Raw genomic sequence first — 23608 nt, forward strand, 5'->3', positions numbered from 1 at the left:
CGGGCTTTTCAGCGTCTCAGGGCCGCTTATGCCTGAGGAGTGCTGTCCCGGGCTTCCTGCTCTGCTCTTTTGGCAGCGCGGGTGCGTTCGTTCTCCGCCTGCTTCAGCGTCCTCATCTGCTTACCCCGCCGACGCCACAGGGCCCAAAGAACAGTCACCACCACAAAAATCACAGCAGCCGCCACGGCCGAGATCGCGGTCCACGTGGTGAAGAAGCCGGCATCCACACTTAAGGTTCGCTGGCCGGCGTGCGCAGATTCGGTGGAACCGAACACAATGCCGGCCGTAAGCAGGTTCGGCGTTGCGATGGCGACGGCGGCCAACAGGATGACGATCTTCCAAAGCCAGGAGACAGCCTTGTGGGTTGCCTGCCACGCCACCACGAGGGGAATGAAGGTAAAGACGAAGCCGTAAAACATACCCACCAGTACACTCGCGCCGAGGTCCCGCCGGATCTGCCCCGCTACGACGTCGGACCACCAACGCGGCAGAATGGCGCCAAGGATGAAGTAGGCAGCCACAGCGACAAGCAATGCCACCAGGATCAGAATAATTTTTACGCCCCAATTGCGTTTTTTCCGAGCTGGTACTTGTGCTTGTTCAGTCATGGGTCAATCATGGCAGAGACCTCATCAGGCACAGGGGAATTGTGCCTATACTTTCAGCGGTGGCCGGATGCCCGGGCCGCCGTCGAGATCCGTAAATGTCCCGATGAAAGGCGACCCATGAGCAATATTCCAGCCGATCTTTCCTACACCGCAGAGCATGAGTGGGTTTCTGCCCCTGACGCCGATGGCGTGGTGCGGATTGGTATCACCGACTTCGCGCAGGACGCCCTGGGTGACGTTGTTTACGCCCAGATGCCCGAACCCGGGACCAAGATCACCGGGAATGAAGTTGTTGGCGAGGTTGAATCCACCAAGAGCGTCAGCGATATCTATGCTCCGGTTAGCGGAGAAGTCATTAACCGGAATGATTCTTTGGACCAGGATCCGGCACTGATCAACTCCGATCCTTACGGCGATGGTTGGCTTTTTGAAGTAAAGCTGGCAGAAGCCGATGCAGTGGATTCCCTGCTCAGTGCATCGGAGTACGAACAACAGGTAGGCTAAAGTTATCTGGCCCGCCCGGCTGCATTCTTTTAGTCAAGGACGCGGGAAGGCGGGCCAGCAACCGATTTGCCCGGCGGTACCGGGAGGCGGAAGTGGCTGGCAGGGTTTGGAACTGCCGGCGGATGAGGAGGAAATTCCATGGTTGGCGGCGAACAGAATCAAGCCAATGTCGGGAAGGGCGCGGAAGAGCAACCCACGTCGGAGACCACCTCGATCAGCATCACGCCAACGTGGGACGAGCCCAGCGTTGCACCCAGGCTTGCACCCGAAGAGCGTGCGTCCGTTGATGCCCTTCCGCCGGACTCTGCCTTGCTCATCGCGCACAGCGGACCAAACGCAGGAGCCCGGTTCCTCCTGGATGCTGATACCACTACGGCCGGCAGGCACCCCGACGCCGACATCTTCCTGGATGACGTCACGGTGTCCCGCAAGCACGTGGAATTCCACCGAACCCCCACGGGCTTCGAACTCGTGGATATGGGCAGCCTCAACGGAACCTACGTGAACCACGACCGCGTGGATCGGGTGCAGTTGAAGAGTGGCAATGAGGTCCAGATCGGCAAGTTCCGACTGACCTACTACTTGAGCCCTGGCCGCCCGGCGGGCCAAGTCTGACCCCGGGGTACTTGCCTGTGGCAATGGCCCAGCCGGAACGTCGCGGACCGCAGGTCCTGAACATCGGGGAAGTCCTGGCTCAATTGAGCGATGACTTCCCTGGGATGACCGCGTCCAAAATCCGCTTTCTTGAGGAAAAGGGCCTCATTAATCCAAAGCGGACCCCCGCAGGATACCGGCAGTACGCGGACAGTGATGTTGAGCGGCTCCGTTTTGTCCTCGCACTTCAGCGCGACCAGTACTTGCCGCTGAAAGTCATCAAGGATTACCTGGACGCGATTGATCGCGGGGAGCGGCCAGAGAACCTGCCTCCGGGCGTCACGGTTTCGCCCCGGGTGGTTTCGTCGGAGATGGCTGCGGAAATCCAAGGCCGTGCGCGCGCCCTGACCGAGGAGCAACTCCGGGCCGAATCGGGTGCGAGTGTGCCCTTGTTGGAGTCGCTCCTGAGCTTCGGGCTGATCAGCCACGTTGGCGGGAAGTTCGACGAACACGCCCTCCAGGTTGCACGTGCTTGCGTCCAGTTGGAGGGTCACGGTTTGGAGCCTCGCCACCTCCGGCCGTTCCAGGCTGCGGCCGAGCGTGAGTTCGGCCTGGTGGAAAGAGCGGTTGCGCCCTTGACGTCCAGGCGTGACGCAGCCTCCCAAGCACGGGCCGCCGAGGCAGCGCGTGAAATCAGCGAACTGTGCCTGACGCTGCACAGGGCGCTCGTCCACGACCGTATCTCCCGGATGGACTCCTGATGATCGAAGTTGAAATTGTCGGCGTCCGGATCGAATTGCCGTCCAACCAGCCCTTGGTCCTCCTTCGCGAAATCAAGGGGGAGCGGCACGTCCCCATCTGGATCGGAACACCGGAAGCAAGTGCCATCGCCCTGGCCCAGCAAGGTGTTGTTCCACCGCGACCCATGACCCACGATCTCCTGATTGACGTTGTGGAGTCCCTGGGGCACTCAATCATCAGCGTCAACATCGTGGCGGTTGAAGACAACATCTTCTATGGGCAGCTGCAATTCGACGACGGCACGGTAGTTAGTTCGCGCGCTTCCGATGCGTTGGCGCTTGCATTGCGGGCCAAATGCCGCATTTGGTGCGCTGATGCAGTGATGGAGGAAGCCGGCGTCCGGATCACTGAGCATGATGAAGGCGAAGATTCAGAGCCGGATCCCAGTGTGGACGAGGAACGTGAAATGCGGCGCTTCCGGGAGTTCCTGGACGACGTGGAACCTGAGGATTTCGAAGGCTGAATCACCCTAAGCCTAAAGTTGAGGGTGAAACTTTCGACACGACCGGATTTTGGGCCCGGGGTCTTTGACCCTGGGCCCTCCCGGGCCTAACGTCGAAGGTATCAAGTTCCCGTTGCATACACTGCCCGCGCAAGTCACACTGGAAGGTGCCGACTTGTGGGAATTACACGGCTGAATTTCGGCGTTGTGATCAGTGGTACGCACCGTCCCCAAGGGAACTGAGAACAAGGAGGTCACGTGAGTCCGAAAGGCGAAGCAGGCGAGCTGAAGCAGGCCTCGACCGGCATTGCTGCGCCCGCATCCGGCGCCCAAGGTTTGCTCTTCACAGAGGACCTGCCAGTGCTGGACGAGGACGCGGGCTACCGCGGGCCGACTGCCTGCAAGGCTGCAGGTATCACGTACCGTCAGCTGGACTATTGGGCACGCACGGGCTTGGTGGAGCCGGCCGTTCGTGGTGCTGCGGGCTCCGGCTCGCAACGTCTCTATGGATTCCGCGACATTCTGGTGCTCAAGGTAGTCAAGCGTCTGCTTGATACCGGTGTTTCCCTCCAGCAGATCCGCTCCGCCGTTGAGCATCTTCGCGAGCGTGGCGTTGAAGACCTTGCGCAGATTACGCTGATGAGCGATGGCGCCAGTGTCTACGAATGTACCTCTGCCGACGAAGTCATTGACCTCGTGCAAGGCGGACAGGGTGTCTTTGGCATAGCGGTGGGACGTGTATGGCGGGAAGTCGAGGGAAGCCTTGCCGCGCTTCCAAGCGAGCACGCCGCAGAGCAGTCCTTTCCGGACGACGAATTGAGTAAGCGGCGCGTTGCACGCCGCATCGGCTAAAAACGGCGGACTGGATCTCTGAGTAACGTCAAGAAGCCTTAGTAACGCAAGAAGCCGCCCCCGGATACAGGGGGCGGCTTCTTCACGTTGTATGGCTGGTGTGTTCCGGGTTAGCGCTGCTGCCGAGCCCGCGAGCTGGTTTGGCCCTGAAGCAGGCTCTGCAAGAGGGCGTCGAAAAGTTTTGCGGAGTTTTTGGCGGAATCGCCTGGCCAGTGGTGCACGGAGTGCGCTGCGCCTTGGATCTGCTGCCAATTTGCCTGTTCCGGAATGTGCGGGGTCAGGAGCAGCTCGCCGAACATGGACTCCATCTCGGACAGCCGGAAGGTGTGCTCGGCTGACCCAGTGCGAACGCGGTTGGCGACGATTCCCGCTGGCGCCAGGTGGGGAGCGAATTCCTGCCGGAACAACTGGATGGCGCGCATGGTTCGTTCCGTGCCGGCCACGGAGAACAGACCGGGCTCGGCCACGAGTACTACGCGGTCGCTCGCGCTCCATGCCATGCGCGTGAGCCCGTTGAGCGAGGGAGGGCAGTCCACAAGAATCAGTTCATAGTTGGTGGTCCCTGCAAGAACGGCCGAAAGCCTGCGAAGGTCCCGTCGGCCGAGGTCCGGGCGATCATAGATGCCCGTGAAAGCCGAACCGACAGCCACGTCAAGCTTGCCGCCACTGGAACCGTTGGAGACCCAGCTGCTGCTGGCGACGTTCTCGGGGAGTTTGGCTTTCCGGGGACTCTTGAGCATGCGGCCAATGTCCAACTGCTCGCCTCGCTGGACGCCGAGTGCCGTGGTCGCGTCCGCATGGGGATCGAGGTCCACCACGAGGGTTGGAATGCCGGCCGCGAGGGCCGCGGACGCCAGGCCGGTGGTCACGGACGTCTTTCCCACTCCGCCTTTGAGGCTGCTGATGCTGACTACTTGCACTTGAAAACCCAAAACCTAACGCCGGTTGCCGTATCGCGCTGTTTTCCGCTCCGGGACCGCCGGAGCCGGGGCTTGCCGAAGCCCCTCCAACATCATATGGGGCGGGGCCGTGGAATCCCGCTTTCTACGCGCCCGGGCGCCGGAGGATGCTGCGGGCATTAGCACGAGGGGGAGTCGCGCGCACGCATATACAGCCCAGATGACGATTCCATTGTGATGGTTGCCACAAAGATTTGTGTTTGATGCTGGCGGCACTACACACTGTGACCACCGACCGATCCACCCGCAATGATGCAGGAGAAGTATGTTTTCGAAAATTCTGGTGGCCAATCGCGGCGAAATCGCGATCAGGGCGTTTCGCGCTGGTTATGAACTGGGCGCCAAGACCGTAGCCGTCTTTCCGCATGAGGATCGCAACTCGATCCACCGGCAGAAGGCCGACGAAGCTTACCTGATCGGCGAGGTGGGTCACCCCGTCCGCGCCTACCTGGACGTCGAGGAGGTTGTCCGCGTCGCCAAGGAAGCCGGCGCCGACGCCATCTACCCCGGCTATGGTTTCCTCTCGGAAAACCCGGACCTGGCGCGTGCAGCCAAGGCCGCGGGAATCACCTTCGTGGGTCCGCCCGCGGAGGTCCTGGAGCTCGCAGGCAACAAGGTTGCTGCCTTGGAAGCTGCCCGCAAGGCTGGTGTCCCGGTGCTGAAGTCGAGCAAGCCTTCAAAGGACCTCGATGAGCTGATTGCGGCAGCCGACGAAATCGGCTTCCCGATCTTCGCCAAGGCTGTTGCCGGCGGTGGTGGTCGTGGAATGCGTCGCGTGGAGACCCGCGAAGCTCTTCCTGAGGCCCTGCAGTCCGCCATGCGCGAGGCCGATGCCGCGTTTGGCGATCCCACGATGTTCCTCGAACAGGCGGTGCTGCGCCCGCGCCACATCGAAGTCCAGATCCTGGCGGACGCCGAAGGCAATGTAATGCACCTGTTCGAACGTGACTGTTCCTTGCAGCGCCGCCACCAGAAGGTAGTGGAAATCGCGCCCGCGCCCAACCTGGATGAAAACATCCGCCAGGCGCTCTACCGTGATGCGGTGGCCTTCGCCAAAGCCCTGAACTATGTCAACGCGGGAACGGTTGAGTTCCTGGTGGACACCGAGGGTGAGCGCGCCGGCCAGCACGTTTTCATCGAAATGAACCCGCGCATCCAGGTTGAGCACACTGTGACCGAAGAAATCACGGATGTGGACCTCGTGCAGGCGCAGATGCGTATTGCCTCGGGGGAGACCCTCGCTGACCTTGGCCTTAGCCAGGAGACGGTATCCATCAAGGGTGCCGCGCTGCAGTGCCGCATCACCACGGAGGATCCGGCCAACGGCTTCCGCCCGGACGTCGGAAAGATCACCGGCTACCGTTCTGCAGGTGGCGCAGGCGTGCGTCTCGACGGCGGCACCGTCTACTCCGGTGCCGAGATCAGCCCGCACTTCGATTCCATGCTCGTCAAACTGACATGCCGTGGACGCGATTACCCGGCTGCAGTTGCCCGTGCGCGGCGCGGCCTGGCCGAATTCCGGATCCGTGGCGTGTCAACAAACATTCCATTCCTGCAGGCCGTGCTGGCCGATCCGGACTTCAACGCCGGCAATGTAGCCACGGACTTCATCGACAAGCGGCCTGAGCTGCTCAAGTCGCACATCTCCGCGGACCGCGGCACCAAGCTGCTGACGTGGATGGCTGATGTCACGGTGAACAAGCCCAACGGCGAGCTGACGGTCCACTCCGATCCCGCCAACAAGCTGCCCGTCGTCGAGGGCCCGGTACCCACGTCAGGCTCCCGCCAGAAGCTGCTGGAGCTCGGTCCTGAGGGCTTTGCGAAAGCGCTGCGCGAGCAGCAGGCAGTCGCCGTTACGGACACCACGTTCCGTGACGCCCACCAGTCCTTGCTCGCTACCCGTGTCCGTACCCGCGACCTCGTGGCTGCCGGCCCGGCCGTCACTGCGTTGCTGCCGGAACTGCTTTCCGTGGAGGCCTGGGGTGGTGCAACGTACGACGTCGCGCTCCGCTTTCTTGGCGAGGACCCCTGGGACCGCTTGGCTGCTTTGCGCCAGGCGCTGCCCAACACCTGTATCCAGATGCTGCTCCGTGGACGGAACACCGTTGGTTACACGCCTTACCCGGAAGAGGTGACCGAGGCGTTCGTCAACGAGGCCGCGGCTACCGGCATTGACATCTTCCGCATCTTTGACGCCCTCAATGACGTCAACCAGATGGCCCCGGCAATACGGGCCGTGCGTGCCACCGGAACCGCCGTCGCAGAGGTCGCACTCTGCTACACGGGCAACCTCCTTGACCCAAATGAGGACCTGTACACCCTCGACTACTACCTGGACCTTGCCCAGAAGATCGTCGACGCCGGTGCCCACATCCTCGCCATCAAGGACATGGCAGGCCTCCTGCGTCCCGCTGCGGCTGCCAAGCTCGTCTCGGCTTTGCGTGAGCGCTTCGATCTCCCGGTGCACCTGCACACGCACGACACCGCCGGTGGCCAGCTCGCAACACTCCTGGCAGCCGTGGAAGCCGGAGTCGACGCCGTCGACGTCGCTTCTGCTTCCCTGGCAGGCACTACCAGCCAGCCTGCGGCATCCGCTCTCGTTGCGGCTTTGGCCAATACACCGCGCGACACCGGGCTGAGCCTTGCCAACGTCGGTGCACTGGAGCCCTACTGGGAAGCGGTCCGACGCGTTTACGCGCCGTTCGAGTCCGGGCTGCCAGGTCCCACAGGCCGTGTCTACCAGCACGAAATCCCTGGGGGCCAGCTGTCCAACCTTCGCCAGCAGGCCATCGCCTTGGGGCTGGGGGAGCAGTTCGAAGCCATCGAGGACATGTACACGGCGGCAGACCGCATCCTGGGCCGCCTGGTCAAGGTGACTCCGTCCTCCAAGGTGGTGGGTGACCTTGCCCTGCACCTCGTTGGGCTTAACGCGGATCCCGCAGACTTCAACGAGAATCCGCAGAACTACGACATCCCGGATTCTGTCATCGGCTTCCTCTCCGGCGAGCTCGGCGACCCCCCGGGAGGCTGGCCCGAGCCGTTCCGTACCAAGGCCCTCCAAGGCCGCAGCGTCAAGGTCCGGGACGTGGAGATCAGTTCAGAGGACAGCGCCGCGCTGAAGGGTGATTCGAAGACCCGCCAGCACACCCTGAACCGGTTGCTCTTCGCAGGTCCCACCAAGGACTACCTCAAGAGCGTGGAGACCTACGGCAACATCTCCGTGCTGGACACCCGCGATTACCTCTACGGCCTGCAGCGCGGCGCTGAGCACGTCATCGAGCTGGAGAAGGGTGTGCGGCTGATCGCCCAGCTTGAGGCCGTGTCCGAAGCCGACGAGAAGGGCATGCGTACAGTGATGTGTACGCTCAACGGCCAGTCGCGTCCGGTGGTTGTCCGCGACCGTTCCGTGGTGAGCAACGTCAAGGCCGCAGAGAAGGCCGACCCAGCGCAGCCCGGGCAGGTTGCAGCCCCGTTCGCGGGGGCGGTCACGGTTACCGTCAAGGCAGGCGACGTGGTCAACGCCGGCGATACCGTTGCCACGATCGAGGCAATGAAGATGGAAGCATCCATCACGACGCCGGTGGCCGGCACGGTCTCCCGCCTGGCCATCTCCTCGGTGGAGCAGGTCCAGGGCGGCGATTTGCTGCTGGTGATCGGCTAACGATCCACCAATGAAAAACCCCTTCCGGAGGAATTCCGGAAGGGGTTTTTTCGTTTGCGGTGCGTCGTGACTACTGCGGCCGGGGCGCCGAGTACATCTCTTCGATCACGGCGTCAAAGTCCTTCATGACCTGCGCGCGCTTGACCTTCAGCGACGGAGTGAGGTGGCCTGAGGCTTCCGTGAAGTCCGCAGGGACTATCCGGAACGACTTGATCGCCTCGGCTTGGGAGACAGACTGGTTGGCTTTGCTGATGAGGTCCTGGATGGCAGCCCGTACTACCGGGTTCCCGGCAGCTTCCTCCAAGGTGGTACCTGCTGGGACGCCATGGCGTTCCAGCCATCCCGGCAACGCCTCCTCATCCAGGGTCACCAAAGCACCGATGAACGGACGGTTGTCGCCCACTACCAGGACCTGGGAAACGAGGGCGTCTGCACGGATCTGGTCTTCCAGCAGCGCTGGAACCACGTTCTTTCCACCTGCCGTGACGATGATTTCCTTCTTACGGCCGGTGATCTTGAGGAAGCCATTGCTATCGAGCTCGCCGATATCCCCGGTGCGGAACCACCCGTCGGCAAAAGTTTCCTGGGTAAGATCCTCGCGCTTGTAGTAGCCACGCATGACGCAGACACCCTTGGCGAGAATTTCGCCGTCGTCCGCGATCTTGACTGCATTGCCAGGAAGTGGGGCGCCCACGGTGCCGATCCTGATCATCGAGGGTGTGTTGACCGAGATGGGTGCCGTGGTTTCCGTCAGGCCGTATCCCTCCAGGATCTGCAGGCCGATGCCTTGGAAGAAGTGGCCCAGGCGTTCGCCCAAGGGGCCGCCACCGGAGACAGCGTGCGCCACATGTCCGCCCATGGCGTCGCGGAGCTTTCCGTAGACGAGCTTGTCGAACACCGCATGCTTCAGCTTCAACCCCAGACCCAGGGAACCGGCCTGGCGCGCCTTGGAGTACTCGATCGCCGTGTCCACTGCACGGTGGAAGATGGCGCCCTTGCCGCTGTCCTCGGCTTTGGTCAGCGCCGAGTTGTAGACCTTCTCGAAGACACGCGGCACAGCAAGGATGAACGTTGGCTGGAAGCTCTGCAGATCGGCCAGCAGATGCTTGATATCCGGAGTGTGGGCAACTTTGACGCCCCCTGCAACGGCCAGGACGGAGATGAAGCGCGCAAAGACGTGGGCCAGCGGGAGGAACATGATGGTCTTCGCCGACTCGTTGATGATCTCGCCCAGTGCCGCACGGGCATTCTCCGAGAGCTCCACGAAGTTTCCGTGGGTCAGTTCGCAGCCCTTGGGCCTGCCTGTGGTTCCGGAGGTGTAGATGATGGTGGCCAGGTCTGTCAGGCCTGCGGCGGACCTGCGCGTCTCCAGTTCCTCATCGGTGACACTGGTGCCAGCGGTGCGAAGGGCATCAAGGCCGGCACCCTCAAGCTGCCAGACGTTGGCCACTGACTGTATGTCTTCGGCTGCGACGGCCTGACGGATGATGTCCTCGTGGTGGGCGGCCTCACCAAAAGCGGCCACGGCACCGGAATCGCCCAGGTTCCAGGCCACCTGCGATGGGGAAGAGGTCTCATAAATCGGGACGGAAACGGCTCCTGCGAACCAGATGGCAAAGTCCACCAGCGACCACTCATAACGGGTCCGGGACATAATGCCGACGCGGTCGCCGGCGCCCACACCACTGGCGATAAGGCCCTTGGCCAAGGCCTTCACGTCGGCAAGGAAATCCGTGGCACGGATGTCCTGCCATTGGGCATTGCTGTCCAGCTTGGCGAAGAGTGCAGGGTTGGAAGCCTTGGCGGCTTCGCGGACGACGAGGTCCGTGATGTTGGTTTCAGGGGCAACATTGACAAGAGGCGGAACACTGAATTCACGCACGGTAGCTCCTTTGATATGCACGGGCCGCGAGGGGCTGCTTTCACTCTAGTATGCCCACTCGCGGAGGTGTGTCCTATTTCACCTACTGGCGAGTAACTTTACGGATGACCGTCCGTTTCGAGCAACTTGGCGCCGTCCAGCGCTTCCGACGGCATTCTGCCTGGGCCCGGCAGAATAGGATGTTGGGATGCCTTCATTACGGTCCAGTTCCCGTGCCCGGCCCCGGCCACCCGTCGCTGCCTTGAAGGACGTTCCCTGGGCTGGACGCAGGAGCCATTTGGGCAGGCGTGGGCTGGCCATCGGCATCGATATCGGTGGCACCAAGGTAGCTGCCGGCGTAGTTGACGCCGAGGGGCGGATCCTTGCCGAGGCACGCAGGTCCACGCCCGGCGCCGATCCCCGGGCCGTGGAGCAGACCATCGTGGAACTGGTTGACGAACTCAGCGCGGACCACCGGATTGCCTCGGTGGGTATTGGCGCGGCAGGTTGGATGGACCTCGACGGCGGTACGGTCCTGTTCAGTCCGCATCTTGCCTGGCGCAACGAGCCCCTGAGGGAAAGCCTGCAGAAGCTGTTGAGGCGGCCGGTTTTGCTAACGAACGACGCCGATGCGGCCGCCTGGGCGGAGTGGCGCTTTGGCGCCGGGCAGGGTGAGAGCCGCCTGGTGTGCATCACGTTGGGCACGGGCATCGGCGGTGCAATGGTGATGGACGGGCGGGTTGAACGCGGTCGTTACGGCGTGGCTGGCGAATTTGGCCACCAGATCATTTTCCCCGGCGGGCACCGTTGCGAATGCGGCAACCGTGGCTGCTGGGAGCAATACGCGTCAGGCAACGCCCTTGGCCGTGAGGCCCGCCAATTGGTGCGAACCAACTCGCCCGAAGGCCGCGCACTCCTTGAGCGGGCAGGCGGTGTGGCAGAGAGCATTACCGGTGCTGCAGTTACCGCGTTGGCGCTTGCCGGGGACTCTACGTCAAGGGAACTGTTGGCGGACCAAGGTGAATGGTTGGGCTTGGGGCTGGCCAACCTGGCGGCGGCACTGGATCCCGGCATGTTCGTGATCGGCGGCGGACTGTGCGACGCAGGGGACCTGCTTGCCGGACCGGCCCGTGAGGCATTCGCCCGAAACCTGACGGGGCGTGGATTCCGTCCGATGGCAAGGATTGAGCTCGCGGCTCTTGGGCCCCGTGCAGGCATGATCGGCGCTGCTGACCTTTCCAGGGTCAGTGGCCGTGCCTACAGCTAGCAAAGACCACAGCTGGGAAAGACCACAATCAAGCGGGTGCCCAGCTAGATGCGGGCGCCGTCGTCGTCCTCGTTTTTCTCATGCGGTAGCCGCATGATCAGGTAGACCACGGAAGCTGCAAAGGCCACCACTATGCCAAGGATGGCCAGCAACGGTGCCGAACGCCAAAACATCGCCGTAAAAAGCAGGGCGAGAGGGCCGCCCACAGCGCCGATCCATGCCAGCATGGTCAGCGGCTCGGTTCCCACCAGGCTGGGAGGCTCCTCGGGCACGAAGGCGCCGTCGTCGTCGTCCGCCTCGAAATCGCGGGGACCCAGGGGCCTGCCGTCTGATTGTTCCTTTTCCCCTTGTGGCGTCCGGGCATCGGACGCTGGAGCCGTGGCGGGAGAGGACAGTCCCAGCGGATCAAAGTCCCTAAAGGCCTTTGGGGCGTCTTCCCTGGCTGGCCCCGCTCCTGTCTGGCCCATTTCCGGCCGACCCGGTTCGGAGGCCTCTCCGAGCGGTAAGGATTCCGTCGCTTCCAGCCGGGCCACTAAATCCAACCAGACGGCGTCGTCATCTTTGTTGGCGCTCTGATCGGCAGAGTTGGGATCAGGCCTGTTCATCGGCTTTGTCCTTTTCAAGGGAAGACCCGTTGCCGGCCAGCGCCGCCATGGTCTTTTGGATGAAGTCGACAGTTCCCGTGAAGATTTCAGGGGCGTCGTTGTCCAGGGTCGCAACATGATGGCTGTTGCTGAGGTAGGTGACGTCAACGGGCGCCTGGACCCGTGCACGGAGGAACTCGAGGCTGGCGTTGGAGATGACGTTGTCCACCGTGGAGCGAAAGACCCGCACAGGCGAAGTAATGCGGGGCAGTAGCGCGGCAGTATCCTTGTACATCTTCTTCAACTCGTGGGCCGCTGCAACCGGAGTGCGGGAATATGCCCCTTCGTCCTGGTCCGGCTTCAAGATGTCATTGGCGATCGCCGGAGTGCTCTTCAGGACGTACTTGAGGGCCGCAACGATGACAGCCCGAGGGTCATCGAGTACCAGGCCCGGGTTGACCACAATGGTGCCAGCCACGGGCCGTGTCGCCGCAATGCGCAGGGCCAGTGTTCCGCCCATGGACAGTCCGGCTGCGAAGACGAAATCAGATTCGCCTGCCAGTTCCCTGTAGGCATCGTCAACGGCCCGGTGCCATTCACGCCATGAACGCGTCGCCATATCCTGCCAGGTAGTTCCGTGCCCGGGGAGCAATGGAACCCTGACGGCATATCCTGCCGCGGCCAGGTGCTCGGCCCAAGGCCGGACGCTGTGCGGGCTTCCCGTAAACCCGTGTGACATGACGACGCCAACCCGGGGGCCTGAGCCAGTCCAGTTGCTGAGGAACGGGGAGAAATCGGGAAGCATTTTCATGATGACTCTGAGGCTACTCTGTCCGCGGCATGCTGACGGAAAAACTCCGCCGATTCTTCAAAGATGGTGGGTGCATCCACATCCAACGTGGCCACGTGCCCGCTGGCCGGGAGCGTCACCACTTTGAGTCGTGATGGGTCCATATGCCTGCTGATCATAGCTACGGAACTGGGCGGGATGACACCGTCCACTGAAGATTTGAAGACAAGCGCCGGTGCTTGAATTTGTGGGAGGGTGCGGGTTGCCTGGCGGAAGAGCTTCTTCAGTTCGTGCACGGACCTCAAAGGCGTCTTTGAGTAGTCACCGTCCTCAGTGGGGGCCGCCGTCGGCTTTTCTTCCTCAATGGGTGAGGTGGTCCGCATGACGTACTTGAGTGCTCCGACGTACCTGACCCGGCGATCGTAGAAACTCAACCCCGGGTTCACCAGGACCAAGCCCGGAACATCGTGCAGGGAAGCGACGCGGAGGGCAACGGCACCGCCCATTGACAGGCCTGCCACAAAACACGTTTCAGTCCGGCCGGCAAGGTCCAGATAGCTTCGCTCAAATGTCCTGTACCAATCCTGCCAGCGTGTGGTGGCGAGATCGTGCCAGCTGGTTCCGTGGCCGGGAAGCAAAGGCACTGAAACGGAAAAGCCCTGCCCGGCCAGATACTCGGCCCAAGGCAGGACACTCAGCGGGCTACCTGTGAACCCGTGGCAGATGGCCACTCCGGTGGACGCGTTGGCTCCATGGCCGGGATGGTGGAAGGCGAGCGGCGCGGCTGGTTGGTTGCGTTCCGTCATGGCTCCATCGTGTCACTCTTCCCGACATTTCTCACTGGAGTAGGGTTGCTGTTGAGTGCCGCCGGCTTGGCCGGAAGGACGCCCGTAAACCGGCCGTGAGAGGACAAACGTGTTCTATTGGGTCATGAAGAGGATCTTTCTTGGTCCTGTTCTCAAACTCCTGTTCAGGCCATGGGTCAAAGGGCTGGACAACGTCCCCGAAAACGGCCCGGCGATCCTGGCGTCCAACCATTTGTCCTTTTCGGACTCCATCTTCCTTCCCCTGATGGTGGATCGGCCCGTGATCTTCCTTGCCAAGTCCGAATACTTCACGGGCAAGGGCATTAAGGGCCGCTTGACTGCGTTGTTCTTCAGGTTGACGAACCAACTGCCGATGGACCGTTCCGGCGGAGCCGCATCCGAGCTATCGCTGCAGGCCGGGAAGGACGTCCTGAATTCCGGCGGGCTCTTGGGAATCTATCCCGAAGGCACCCGGAGTCCGGACGCCAAGCTCTACCGCGGCAAGGTGGGTGTTGCCCGGCTCGCTCTCCAGACCCGTGTCCCTGTAGTGCCGGTGGCCATGATTGGCACGGAAAAGGTCCAGCCCATTGGCAAGAGGCTGCCCAGCATCAGGCGTATCGGTGTGATCTTTGGGCAGCCCATGGACTTTAGCCGCTATTACGGCATGGAAGATGACCGGCTCATTCAAAGGGCCGTAGCCGACGAAATCATGTACGAGTTGATGCGGCTTTCCGGCCAGGAGTATGTGGACGAGTATGCAGCTGTGGTCAAGGCCCGGATGGATGGCAAAGGACCCGGGACTGTTGGGAAAGTAAAAGCAGCCGAGGAGGCTCCCTCGGACATCGCTGATGACAAGGACGGACCCAAGGAAGACGGGGGAGCAGCCAGCGGGGGACTGTGACGCATCCGGCAGGGACAGTTACGCCTGCAGTGCCCCAACTTTGGCGGAGGCTACTACTCTTTAAGGGTGACTGAGCTAACCGCGAACACCGCACCCCCCGTAGTAGACCCACTCGCCAGCACCGCCCAGAGTGGGGCTGCAAATTACCCCGGTCTCGACGCCTGGCGGGACCTGCCGATTTCCCAGCAGCCCACGTGGTCTGACTCTGAAGTCTTCAAGGCCTCCGTTAAGGAACTTTCCGTCGTTCCGCCTTTGGTATTTGCCGGCGAAGTTGACGTTCTTCGGGAGCGCTTGGCTGCGGCCGCCCAGGGCAAGGCTTTCCTCCTGCAGGGGGGAGACTGCGCAGAAACCTTTGAGGCCGCTACGGCGGACAAGATCAGCGCACGCGTCAAGACGATCCTCCAGATGGCCGTCGTACTCACGTACGGTGCGGCGATGCCGGTTATCAAGATGGGCCGCATGGCCGGCCAATTCGCCAAGCCACGCTCGTCCAACGATGAAACCCGCGACGGCGTGACGCTTCCCGCGTACCGCGGAGATATCGTCAACGGCTACGACTTCACGCCCGAGTCCCGCGCGCACGACGCCGGCAGGATGCTGCAGGCTTACCATACGTCGGCATCCACACTGAACCTGATCCGGGCATTCACCCAGGGTGGCTTCGCGGACCTTCGGCTGGTCCACCAGTGGAACAAGGGCTTTACTGAGAACCCGGCACATGCCCGGTACGAGTCCCTTGCCCGTGACATTGACCGTGCCATCATGTTCATGGACTCTTGTGGCGCTGACTTCGAGGCCCTCAAGCGGGTTGAGTTCTTCGCCAGCCACGAGGCACTGCTGCTCGACTACGAACGCGCGCTGACCCGCATTGACTCGCGCACGGGCCTGCCGTACGACACTTCCGCGCACTTCCTCTGGATCGGCGAGCGGACCCGCGAACTCGATCATGCCCACGTGGACTTCCTTTCCCGTGTGCGGAACCCCATTGGGGTCAAGCTCGGCCCCACCACCAGCGGCGACGATGCCCTCCGCCTTATCGACAAGCTGGACCCGAACCGCGAACCGGGGCGCCTGACATTCATTACCCGTATGGGGGCCACCAACATCCGCGAAAAGCTGCCGGCCGTCGTCGAGCGCGTTACCGCTTCCGGCGCCAAGGTCCTGTGGGTGACGGACCCGATGCACGGCAACACGGTCACCTCGCCAAACGGGTACAAGACGCGTAACTTCGACGACGTCATCGATGAAGTACGTGGCTTCTTCGAGGTACACCACTCCCTGGGCACGGTTCCTGGCGGCCTGCATGTCGAAATGACCGGCGACGACGTCGCTGAGTGCCTCGGCGGTGCAGACCCCATCGACCAGGACGCTTTCCTCGACCGTTACGAGTCTGTCTGCGATCCGCGCCTGAACCACATGCAGTCACTTGAGATGGCCTTCCTGGTCGCAGGAGCCCTGTCCAAGCGGTAGGAATGGTGAACTCTACAGAAGAGGGGGCGGTCCGGATCGATCCGGACCGCCCCCTCTTCTGTCTTTGTCCTGGATCAGACCACGGTCAGGGTGACGACTGAGCCTTCCGGGATCTCGGTGTCTACTGGATTTTGGTCTCGCACAGTTCCGAAGAAGCCGCCCAGAATTGCATTGATTTTTACGTCGAAACCCAGTTTTTCCAGATCCTTCTGAGCATCTTTGGCCTGCTTGCCGATAAAGCTGGGAACCCTCACCAGCTTGGGTCCCTTGGAGACCGTCAAGGTCACTGTTTCGCCGCGGACGAGCGTGCCGTTGCCAGGGGACTGTGCCACAACAGCACCCTTGGGAACTGATTTGTCGTTGACTGTCTCCGGAGCGACAACGGCCTTCAACCCGGCATCCTGTATTGCTTTCACGGCAGCATCCTGCGGCAAACCCCGAACATCGGGAACGGGGATGGGCTGGGGTCCCTTGGAAACAACCAAGGATACCGGCGTACCGTGGCGGACTTCTTTCCCCGGGGCAGGGTCCTGGGAGATGACACTGCCCGCGGGGATCTTTTCGTCGAAAGCCTCGGTGACATTGCCGAGGGTCATTTGGGCGGCGTTCAGGGCGGTCTTTGCTTGATCCAGGGTCCCGCCTGTCAGCCCGGGCAGTGCAAAGAGTTGTGCGCCTTTCGAAACGAAAAGGGCAATGGGTTGAAATTTACGTACCACTTCCCCGGATTTGGGTTCAGTTCCGACGGCGAGTCCGGCTTGGACGTCGTCGTCGAATACGTCCCTGGGCTCGGACTGGAATCCCGCTGTGCGCAGGAGTTGTTGGGCCTCGGCTACCGTCTTGTTCTTGACATCGGGAACGGTGCCTGGAGATCCAGGCCCCATGCCGAAGAACCAGCCGGCAGATCCTGCGAGCAGCGCCAGGATCACGATCACGACTGTCCAGATAACGGCGCGTCGCCTGGGATTGCCTTCACGCAAGGGCCGCACCGGGGTGGCAGCAGCCCTGGCTTGGTCTTTAGCCTGTTGCCGCTCCAGTTTTTTCTGCTCCCGTTTGCCAGGCTGGCGCAGGTCATCGTCCACACCCGGAAGGGCGAGCCCGGCGTTACGTGGTTGCCGCGCAGACGCTGCCATCACGGTTGTCGGGTTGCTCTGGTGTGGGATGAATTCGGTGGGTGATGCTGTAGTGGCAAGGGCCTCGGTGGGATTCTCCCGCGGGGCGGCTGCCTCAACGGCGGCGGCAGTGGAGAGAGGCCGGGAGGACGGCTGCCTGTGATCCAGTTGCTCGTCGCTTAGCGTGGTCCGGATGTGGCGCAGTTCCGACAACAGGGCGGAGCCGTCCACAGGCCGGTTTTCGGCGTCCACAGCAGTGCACCACTGCACAAGTTCGTCCAGGTCCTCGGCAAGACCGGGAGCAGCCTCGGAGGGGCGGCCAACTGCGGCATTGACGTGCTGGTAAGCAACCTGAATCGGGGATTCACCAGCATATGGCTGCTTGCCTGTGAGCATTTCGTAGAGCATGATGCCCGCTGAGTAGACGTCGCTGCGGGCATCAGCGGGCTTGCCAAGCACCAACTCGGGAGCGAGGTACGCCACCGTGCCGATCAAGGCGCCAGTACTTGTGGTGGCCGTGACAGCCCTGGCTAAGCCGAAGTCACCCACCTTGATCCGGCCGTCGTCGGCTATGAGCACGTTCTCGGGCTTGATGTCCCGATGGATGAGTCCTGATCCGTGGGCTGCCGCTAAACCTTCGATGACGGGATCGATCAGAGCGAGGGCCAGACGCGGTGGAAGTGCACCCTGCTGGTTGATGACGTCGCGGAGCGTATGGCCTTTGACATACTCCATCACCAGATACGCGATATGCCCGTCTTCGCCCTGGTCCAGCACGCTGACAACGTGGGGATGGGACAGGCTCGCGGCGGCCTTGGCCTCGCGGCTAAGCCGTTCCAGGAACGTCTCGTCATTGGCCAGGTGCGGGTGCAGGACTTTGAGGGCCACGTCGCGCTCCAAGCGCTGGTCCGTGGCCAGGTAAACGGTGGACATGCCACCCCTCGCAAGGCGTGAGCGGACGTGGTAGCGCCCGTCCACCGTGGTCCCGATGAGGTGGTCCTGCGTTGGTTCCTGCACCATATGATCCTAAACGAGGCAGGGAAGAGGCCCGAATCCGCGAAGGATCCGGGCCTCGTCCGAAGGTGCTTGGGTACGGCCTAGCCGAAAGTACGTTGCCGGGCCTTGATCGATTCGACGTAGCGCTTGGTGTCGTCGTACATGCCGTACTTGCTGACCGAGTACTGGCCCTGGTAGTAACCGGCGATGGCGTTGTCGAGGTCTTTGCTTGTGGCGATGAGTGCCCTGATGATGGCGACGCCGGCCGTGGCATTGTCATATGGATCCAGGAGGTTGAGCTTGCGGCCCACCAAATCGGATGCCCATTGGCCCGAGGACGGAATGACCTGCATGGTTCCAATGGCGTTGGCGGGTGAGACCGCGCGCTGGTCGAAGCCGGATTCCTGCTCGGCGAAGGCAAGTGCCAATGAGGGGCTGACTCCCATGCGGCGGGCGGTATCAGCGACGATTGTCTTCATTTCATCCCGGCTTGGGACAGGCGAAGCGTTCAGCAGCGCCTTGTTCTCGTTGGCGGAGCTGACAACAGCGGGCGGGTACGTAAAGCCGAGGAAGGAGCTCGGCACCAGGGGCTTAATGTCCCCGGCAGGCTGCAGTGACGTACTGCCGGGGATGGTGAGCTTCTGTCCGGGGTAAATGACCGTCGTTGCCGAAACTGTATTGACGCTCATCAGCGCTGACAACGAAACGTTGTGACGCGATGCAATGGAGCTCAGTGTATCGCCCGCTTTGATGGTGTAAGAGCCCGTACTGGCTACGGGAGCGGCCACGGGTGCCGGAGCGGGGGCAGGAGCAGGGGGAGCCGAAGGTGCAGAGCCGCCACTGACCTTGATCTTCTGGCCGGGATAGATGATGGAGCTTCCACTGAGATTGTTCCAGCTGAAGATGCTGGACAGGGGGACACCGTGCCGGGCCGCGATCGCGCCCAGCGTATCGCCCGGAACCACTGTGTAGGTGGTGGCATTTGAAGGTGCGCTCGGCGCGGGTGCGGGCGCCTGGTCAGGGGCGGCCGGGGCAGTGCCAGTGAGTTTGATGGTCTGGCCAGGGTAAATCAGCGTTGTTGCAGTGAGCTTGTTCAACTGCAGGACAGCGGATGTGTCCAGGTTGAAGCGGCGTGCAATGGCACTGATGGTGTCTCCGCGGACGATCTTGTATGTGTCCGGTACGGACGGAGCCATGGGCCGCAGCGCGGCAGGAAGCGTTGCCGGAACCGCTTGGGCGGGAATCACAGTGCCCACTTTGGTGGCCTGGGCCTTCATGGCTGCAGCGAGCGTAGCGGGAATCTTGCGGGGCTGGGGTGCCGGTGCGGCCGTGGCTGGCTGGGCCAAGGCAAGCGAGGACAAAACCACGGCGGGAAGCGCAGCCGTGGTTGCCGCAATTACCGGCATGCTCATGGTTCGTTTCGGCGAGCGGGGCGTCGTCATGGAGTGTGTCCTCATCTCAGCAGCGGGAATAGTTTGTGTTGCCGCTGTTACCAGTGTTGCCAATGTGACTGATGTTATCAATGTTGCAAGTGTGATCAGTGTGAATCTCTCACACTTATTCATTCGGCACAACAATTCCTGCACTTTGGAAATCTCTTCGCCGAATTCATCCCTCTGAAAAGGCGACTTTCTCCCACACCGCGGGACCGCCGTCGTACTCCGGCTAGGCGACTGGCAGCCCGGCGTGGCAACCTTGTTCCGTGAGTAATGTAGAAAGCCTTGTTTCCGACTGGTTGCCGCTGCCGGATGTCGCCGAGCTGTTGGGAGTTTCCATCACCAAAGTCCATGGACTGTTGGATGAGCGTGCGCTGGTGGCTATCAGGCGGGGAGAGCGGAATATCCGCTCGATTCCGGCGCTGTTTATTCAGGATGGACACGTCGTAGACAGCTTGAAGGGAACCATTGCGGTTCTTAGCGATGCTGGTTATAACGACGAAGAACTTATCGTGTGGTTGTTTACGCCTGACGATTCATTGCGGGGACGGCCTGTGGATGCGTTGCGCGAAGGACGCAAGACGGAGATTCGGCGTCGCGCCCAGTCTCTCGCCTGGTAACTCAGTCCCTCGCCTGGTAGCCGGTTAGCCGGCAGCTTGGATTCCGTCATAAGCAGTTAAACAGCGGACGACGGCGGTCCTTGACCGCCGTCGTCGTCCCACGCCTGAAAAAGCCCCGTCAAGCAGCCCGGCTGACAGCTGCCTCAGCCAGTTGGCGCAATGCTGTGAGCGGTAATTCTTCCAGCGGCAGCTGTTCCAAGGCGGCGAAGGCTTTGTCACTCAGATCGTCAATAAGGGCCTCTGTGGCATCAAGCGCTCCGCAGTCGACCATGATGTTGCGGATTGTGGAAACTTCGTCCTCACCCAGATTCGGTTTCCCCAGCATTTCGTCCAAATACGTGGCTTGATCCGTGGGAGCCAGGTTAATGGCAAATCCAACGAGCACTGTCCGTTTGCCCTCGCGAAGGTCATCGCCCGCAGGTTTTCCCGTTGTCTCCGGGTCCCCGAAAACTCCCAGGACATCATCGCGCAATTGGAACGCCTCGCCCAAGGGCAGTGAAAATGCCGAGTATGCCTTCAACAGATCCTCGGATGCGCCTGCCAACGCTCCACCCAGTGCCAGAGGGTGCTCGGTGGAATATTTTGCGGATTTATAGCGAATAATCGAGGTGGCGCGCTCCACGGAACCCGCGCGATCACGTACAGGACCGGCTACTTCCTCGAGAATGTCCAGGTACTGCCCGGCCATTACCTCGGCCCGCATGAGGTTGAAAATACGGCGTGCTTCGCTTCCTGCGGCTGCCCTGGGGCCGATTTCCGTGAAGGATTCCTCGCTGAAGGAAAGGCACAAATCCCCGGTCAGGATCGCCGCGGCATGGCCGAAGCGTTCGTTGTCCAGGGCCCATCCATTCGCCTCGTGGAGTTGGCTGAAGCGACGGTGCACACTGGGACCCCCGCGCCGGGTATCGGAACGGTCAATGATGTCGTCATGGATGAGGGCCGCGGCTTGGAAAAGTTCCAAAGCGCAGCCAGCCGTCAGGATGTCCGCGTCAGCGGCGGGACCGCCCGCACCCCGCCAGCCCCAGTAGCACATCAGCGCACGAAGCCGTTTTCCGCCTGTGACGAGGTTTGATATTGACCCCATGAGGGGAGCGACGTCCGGGGAAATCGTAGCCATCATGTCCTGTTGGACCGCCAGGAACTCATTCAGTTTCCCGGCTACGCCGGAAATAAACTCGACTTGCTCCGTGTGGAGTTGGGAAACCGGCGTCACTTGACTGACCCGGCCGCCACGTTGGCGCCGATGGTGAACGTGGAAACGCCTTCCTTTTGCCTCACCGAGACGTTGACCGTTTCACCGTCACCGCGGATGAAGTCGATCGACGTGACGTTGCCTACGGCTTCGGGGCCCGGAACAACCTTGAACCCTTGTGCTTCAAGCGAGGTCTTGTAGTAATCCACCACGCTTTCCGGCGGAGCTTTGACCGTTCCTACGAGGGCAACGGTGGCAGGAGATACGTTTTTGTCAAAGCTGCTGGAGCGCACGGACGTCTTGGGCATCACCGGGATGAGCTGTTCCGGAAAGCCCGGGACCAAGGCGCCCACCGTGGCCGTTGCGCCAGGCACGGGTCCCGCTGACGCGGACGTGTCGGGAGCCTGTGACGAGGATGATGCAGAGGCTGGGGAAGAGGGCGCGGCCGTGGAGGAATCAGAGGAGTTCCCCGATGCGGATGGGGCCGCCGGGCTGCTGGTGGGCGGAGTACAGGCGGAAACCGCCAGGGCGACACTCGCTGCGAGCAGGGCAAACCCTCGCGATCGAGGAGTTCCAAAGAGCTTCACAGGGGTATCCTTCCTTGGGCTGACGGGGGACTGTGCCTCCAGTTTAGTCAGTGGCCGGGCATAGTATTGCCGTTGTGAGGCAGGAAGCATTCGGTAGCGCCCAAAGCGCGGCCAGCGAACCAGCCCGCAGCGCGCACGACGCCCTGCGGGAACAGCGGCGAACCAGCATCCTGCACGTGGACATGGACGCCTTTTTCGTTTCCGTGGAACTGCGTAGCCGGCCGGACTTGCGTGGAAAGCCCGTGATCGTAGGCTTCCCTGCTGAGCGCTCGGTCGTCTTGTCGGCGTCTTACGAAGCCCGGGCCACAGGTGTGAAGTCAGCAATGCCCATGGCCATTGCCATGCGGATGTGCCCGGGCGCTGTCATCATCCACCCGCGCCACAAGCTCTACTACGAGGTTTCGGCGCAGCTCATGGAGATCTTCGCCTCCATCACGGAACTCGTGGAACCCTTGAGCGTTGACGAGGCGTTCCTCGACGTTGGTGGGGCTATCCGCCGTCTCGGATCTCCCTTGGACATCGGACATCTCATCCGCCGTCGTGTTCGGTCTGAACTTGGTATCACCGCTTCAGTGGGGATTGCCGGAACCAAGTTTGTGGCCAAGATCGCATCCACCCGTTGCAAGCCGGATGGCATCCTCCAGATCGACGCCAAGGACACTATCCCGTACCTTCACAGCTTGCCGGTCAGCGCGCTCTGGGGCGTCGGCGGCAAGACGGCCGAGGTGCTGGCACGCCTAGGCATCCGGACAGTGGCCGACGTAGCGGCTACGCCTGTGGCATCGCTGAAAAAGGTCCTTGGCGCCAGCGGAGAGCACGTGCACAGGCTGTCGATGGGAATAGATCCCAGGCCGGTCACTCCTACGAGGCTGGAAAAGAGCATCGGGGCGGAGGAGACTTTTGCCACAGATTCGGCAGACGACGCCCTGTTGCACAGGGAGCTCCTCAGGTTGTCCCATCGCACGGCAGCGCGGCTGCGCAGTTCCGGGATGCTGGCCCGAACCGTAGCCTTGAAACTCCGATACGCCGATTTTTCCACTGTGACCCGCAGCCGGACCGTGCATACTCCCGTTGACAGCGCCCAGCTCATTTACCAGGTTGCCGTGCAACTGCTGGAATCCTTGGGGCCACGATCCATGAGCGTTCGTCTTGTGGGTGTCCGTGCGGAGCAACTGGAACCGGCCGGCCAAGCGTCCATGCAGCTCAGCCTTGATCGACGCGATGACAACTGGAGGGCCGCGGAGCAGGCCCTTGACCGCGTTGCGGAACGCTTCGGCTCCAAAACGTTGCTCCCGGCCAGGCTCCTGGATCCGCGCAAGACTCCTGACGTCGAATGACCCCCGCGATGCCCGCCCAGGCGCCCTCCGAGCGTCTTTCAGAACAGCGCCTGACAAACTATCCTAATTAGTACAGATATTTAGATCGTCTGGACAGCTGTTTCCTGAGAGCAGTCGGTCCCAGGATGTCCGCTAATAAAGCGGAAATTTTTTGGGAACGCTTTTCGTGGCCCGATCGTTTTGGAAACAGACGCACAGGCCGCGATTCGTCCAGACGCTGGCTGACTAAAG

General features: G+C 61.9%; 21 protein-coding genes. 11 read left to right on the top strand and 10 right to left on the bottom strand.

Translation table 11 applies throughout. The annotated features are described in order from the left end of the window. Nucleotides 1-26: 26 nt before the first annotated feature. Nucleotides 27-608 carry a hypothetical protein gene (locus KSW38_RS03725; RefSeq protein WP_216922912.1) on the bottom strand — a complete coding sequence of 194 codons (582 nt, stop codon included), beginning with the start codon at nt 606-608 and terminating at the stop codon, nt 27-29. Nucleotides 609-725: 117 nt separating this feature from the next. On the opposite strand from KSW38_RS03725, the gene gcvH reads away from it, so the two are divergent. The 5 genes from gcvH to KSW38_RS03750 all read left to right on the top strand — a co-directional run bounded on the left by gcvH (nt 726) and on the right by KSW38_RS03750 (nt 3801). Next, on the top strand, nt 726-1112 hold the full coding sequence (gene gcvH / locus KSW38_RS03730) for a glycine cleavage system protein GcvH (RefSeq protein WP_216922914.1): 387 nt from the start codon (nt 726-728) through the stop codon (nt 1110-1112). A gap of 138 nt (nt 1113-1250) precedes the next feature. Continuing rightward, complete coding sequence (locus KSW38_RS03735; RefSeq protein ID WP_216922916.1) at nt 1251-1727, top strand: FHA domain-containing protein; 477 nt, start codon at nt 1251-1253, stop codon at nt 1725-1727. A gap of 23 nt (nt 1728-1750) precedes the next feature. Further along, on the top strand, nt 1751-2467 hold the full coding sequence (gene ftsR, locus KSW38_RS03740; protein WP_216922918.1) for a transcriptional regulator FtsR: 717 nt from the start codon (nt 1751-1753) through the stop codon (nt 2465-2467). Next, complete coding sequence (locus KSW38_RS03745) at nt 2467-2970, top strand: bifunctional nuclease family protein (protein ID WP_216922920.1); 504 nt, start codon at nt 2467-2469, stop codon at nt 2968-2970. Before ftsR ends, KSW38_RS03745 begins: the two co-directional genes overlap by 1 nt. Nucleotides 2971-3207: 237 nt before the next feature. Next, nucleotides 3208-3801: a MerR family transcriptional regulator gene (locus KSW38_RS03750; protein WP_216922922.1), complete on the top strand. Its 594-nt coding sequence runs from the start codon at nt 3208-3210 to the stop codon at nt 3799-3801. Nucleotides 3802-3911: 110 nt separating this feature from the next. Here the strand turns inward: KSW38_RS03750 and KSW38_RS03755 are convergent, their stop codons facing one another. After that, nucleotides 3912-4721: a ParA family protein gene (locus KSW38_RS03755; protein WP_216922924.1), complete on the bottom strand. Its 810-nt coding sequence runs from the start codon at nt 4719-4721 to the stop codon at nt 3912-3914. A 304-nt stretch (nt 4722-5025) separates the two neighbouring features. Here KSW38_RS03755 and KSW38_RS03760 point away from each other — a divergent pair, with 304 nt between their 5' ends. After that, nucleotides 5026-8421 (top strand): pyruvate carboxylase, encoded by a 3396-nt coding sequence (locus KSW38_RS03760; RefSeq protein WP_216922925.1) that lies wholly within the window; start codon nt 5026-5028, stop codon nt 8419-8421. Between the two features lie 70 nt (nt 8422-8491). Here KSW38_RS03760 and KSW38_RS03765 read toward each other — a convergent pair whose 3' ends face one another. Then, nucleotides 8492-10303: an AMP-dependent synthetase/ligase gene (locus KSW38_RS03765; RefSeq protein WP_216922927.1), complete on the bottom strand. Its 1812-nt coding sequence runs from the start codon at nt 10301-10303 to the stop codon at nt 8492-8494. Between the two features lie 187 nt (nt 10304-10490). Between KSW38_RS03765 and KSW38_RS03770 the strand changes: the two genes are divergently transcribed. Next, nucleotides 10491-11549: an ROK family protein gene (locus KSW38_RS03770; protein ID WP_216922929.1), complete on the top strand. Its 1059-nt coding sequence runs from the start codon at nt 10491-10493 to the stop codon at nt 11547-11549. A gap of 44 nt (nt 11550-11593) precedes the next feature. Here the strand turns inward: KSW38_RS03770 and KSW38_RS03775 are convergent, their stop codons facing one another. Genes KSW38_RS03775 through KSW38_RS03785 form a run of 3 tightly spaced genes read right to left on the bottom strand, consistent with a single transcriptional unit; the run spans nt 11594 to nt 13729 of the window. Beyond that, nucleotides 11594-12154: a hypothetical protein gene (locus KSW38_RS03775; RefSeq protein WP_216922930.1), complete on the bottom strand. Its 561-nt coding sequence runs from the start codon at nt 12152-12154 to the stop codon at nt 11594-11596. After that, complete coding sequence (locus tag KSW38_RS03780) at nt 12141-12944, bottom strand: alpha/beta hydrolase (RefSeq protein ID WP_216922931.1); 804 nt, start codon at nt 12942-12944, stop codon at nt 12141-12143. Before KSW38_RS03780 ends, KSW38_RS03775 begins: the two co-directional genes overlap by 14 nt. Beyond that, nucleotides 12941-13729 (bottom strand): alpha/beta hydrolase, encoded by a 789-nt coding sequence (locus tag KSW38_RS03785; protein WP_216922932.1) that lies wholly within the window; start codon nt 13727-13729, stop codon nt 12941-12943. The genes KSW38_RS03780 and KSW38_RS03785 overlap by 4 nt, the downstream gene beginning before the upstream one ends. A gap of 109 nt (nt 13730-13838) precedes the next feature. Here KSW38_RS03785 and KSW38_RS03790 point away from each other — a divergent pair, with 109 nt between their 5' ends. Beyond that, on the top strand, nt 13839-14630 hold the full coding sequence (locus KSW38_RS03790) for a lysophospholipid acyltransferase family protein (protein WP_216922933.1): 792 nt from the start codon (nt 13839-13841) through the stop codon (nt 14628-14630). 66 nt (nt 14631-14696) lie between these two features. Next, nucleotides 14697-16100, top strand: a complete 1404-nt coding sequence (locus KSW38_RS03795; RefSeq protein WP_216922934.1) for a class II 3-deoxy-7-phosphoheptulonate synthase — start codon at nt 14697-14699, stop codon at nt 16098-16100. 74 nt (nt 16101-16174) lie between these two features. On the opposite strand, the gene pknB is transcribed toward KSW38_RS03795, so the two are convergent. Continuing rightward, nucleotides 16175-18229: a Stk1 family PASTA domain-containing Ser/Thr kinase gene (gene pknB, locus KSW38_RS03800; RefSeq protein ID WP_216922935.1), complete on the bottom strand. Its 2055-nt coding sequence runs from the start codon at nt 18227-18229 to the stop codon at nt 16175-16177. Nucleotides 18230-18306: 77 nt separating this feature from the next. Continuing rightward, complete coding sequence (locus tag KSW38_RS03805) at nt 18307-19647, bottom strand: lytic transglycosylase domain-containing protein (protein ID WP_216922936.1); 1341 nt, start codon at nt 19645-19647, stop codon at nt 18307-18309. Nucleotides 19648-19907: 260 nt separating this feature from the next. On the opposite strand from KSW38_RS03805, the gene KSW38_RS03810 reads away from it, so the two are divergent. After that, a complete protein-coding gene (locus KSW38_RS03810) occupies nt 19908-20261 on the top strand; it encodes an Rv2175c family DNA-binding protein (protein WP_216922937.1) in 354 nt (117 codons plus the stop codon). A gap of 118 nt (nt 20262-20379) precedes the next feature. Here KSW38_RS03810 and KSW38_RS03815 read toward each other — a convergent pair whose 3' ends face one another. Next, nucleotides 20380-21474, bottom strand: coding sequence for a polyprenyl synthetase family protein (locus KSW38_RS03815; protein WP_216922938.1), 1095 nt, complete (start codon nt 21472-21474; stop codon nt 20380-20382). Next, nucleotides 21471-21827, bottom strand: a complete 357-nt coding sequence (locus KSW38_RS03820; protein WP_308169281.1) for a hypothetical protein — start codon at nt 21825-21827, stop codon at nt 21471-21473. Before KSW38_RS03820 ends, KSW38_RS03815 begins: the two co-directional genes overlap by 4 nt. A gap of 287 nt (nt 21828-22114) precedes the next feature. On the opposite strand from KSW38_RS03820, the gene dinB reads away from it, so the two are divergent. Then, a complete protein-coding gene (gene dinB / locus KSW38_RS03825; RefSeq protein WP_216922943.1) occupies nt 22115-23377 on the top strand; it encodes a DNA polymerase IV in 1263 nt (420 codons plus the stop codon). Nucleotides 23378-23608 lie beyond the last annotated feature (231 nt).

The sequence above is a fragment of the Paenarthrobacter aromaticivorans genome (genome assembly GCF_019038615.1).
Taxonomy (GTDB): domain Bacteria; phylum Actinomycetota; class Actinomycetes; order Actinomycetales; family Micrococcaceae; genus Arthrobacter; species Arthrobacter aromaticivorans.

Coding starts and splice junctions, on each gene's coding strand:
- gcvH (WP_216922914.1), top strand. CDS start 726: ATGAGCAATATTCCAGCCGATCTTTCCTACACCGCAGAGCATGAGTGG.
- pknB (WP_216922935.1), bottom strand. CDS start 18,229: ATGGTGCAGGAACCAACGCAGGACCACCTCATCGGGACCACGGTGGAC.
- KSW38_RS03725 (WP_216922912.1), bottom strand. CDS start 608: ATGACTGAACAAGCACAAGTACCAGCTCGGAAAAAACGCAATTGGGGC.
- KSW38_RS03780 (WP_216922931.1), bottom strand. CDS start 12,944: ATGAAAATGCTTCCCGATTTCTCCCCGTTCCTCAGCAACTGGACTGGC.
- KSW38_RS03775 (WP_216922930.1), bottom strand. CDS start 12,154: ATGAACAGGCCTGATCCCAACTCTGCCGATCAGAGCGCCAACAAAGAT.
- KSW38_RS03770 (WP_216922929.1), top strand. CDS start 10,491: ATGCCTTCATTACGGTCCAGTTCCCGTGCCCGGCCCCGGCCACCCGTC.
- ftsR (WP_216922918.1), top strand. CDS start 1,751: ATGGCCCAGCCGGAACGTCGCGGACCGCAGGTCCTGAACATCGGGGAA.
- KSW38_RS03785 (WP_216922932.1), bottom strand. CDS start 13,729: ATGACGGAACGCAACCAACCAGCCGCGCCGCTCGCCTTCCACCATCCC.
- KSW38_RS03735 (WP_216922916.1), top strand. CDS start 1,251: ATGGTTGGCGGCGAACAGAATCAAGCCAATGTCGGGAAGGGCGCGGAA.
- KSW38_RS03805 (WP_216922936.1), bottom strand. CDS start 19,647: ATGACGACGCCCCGCTCGCCGAAACGAACCATGAGCATGCCGGTAATT.
- KSW38_RS03760 (WP_216922925.1), top strand. CDS start 5,026: ATGTTTTCGAAAATTCTGGTGGCCAATCGCGGCGAAATCGCGATCAGG.
- KSW38_RS03745 (WP_216922920.1), top strand. CDS start 2,467: ATGATCGAAGTTGAAATTGTCGGCGTCCGGATCGAATTGCCGTCCAAC.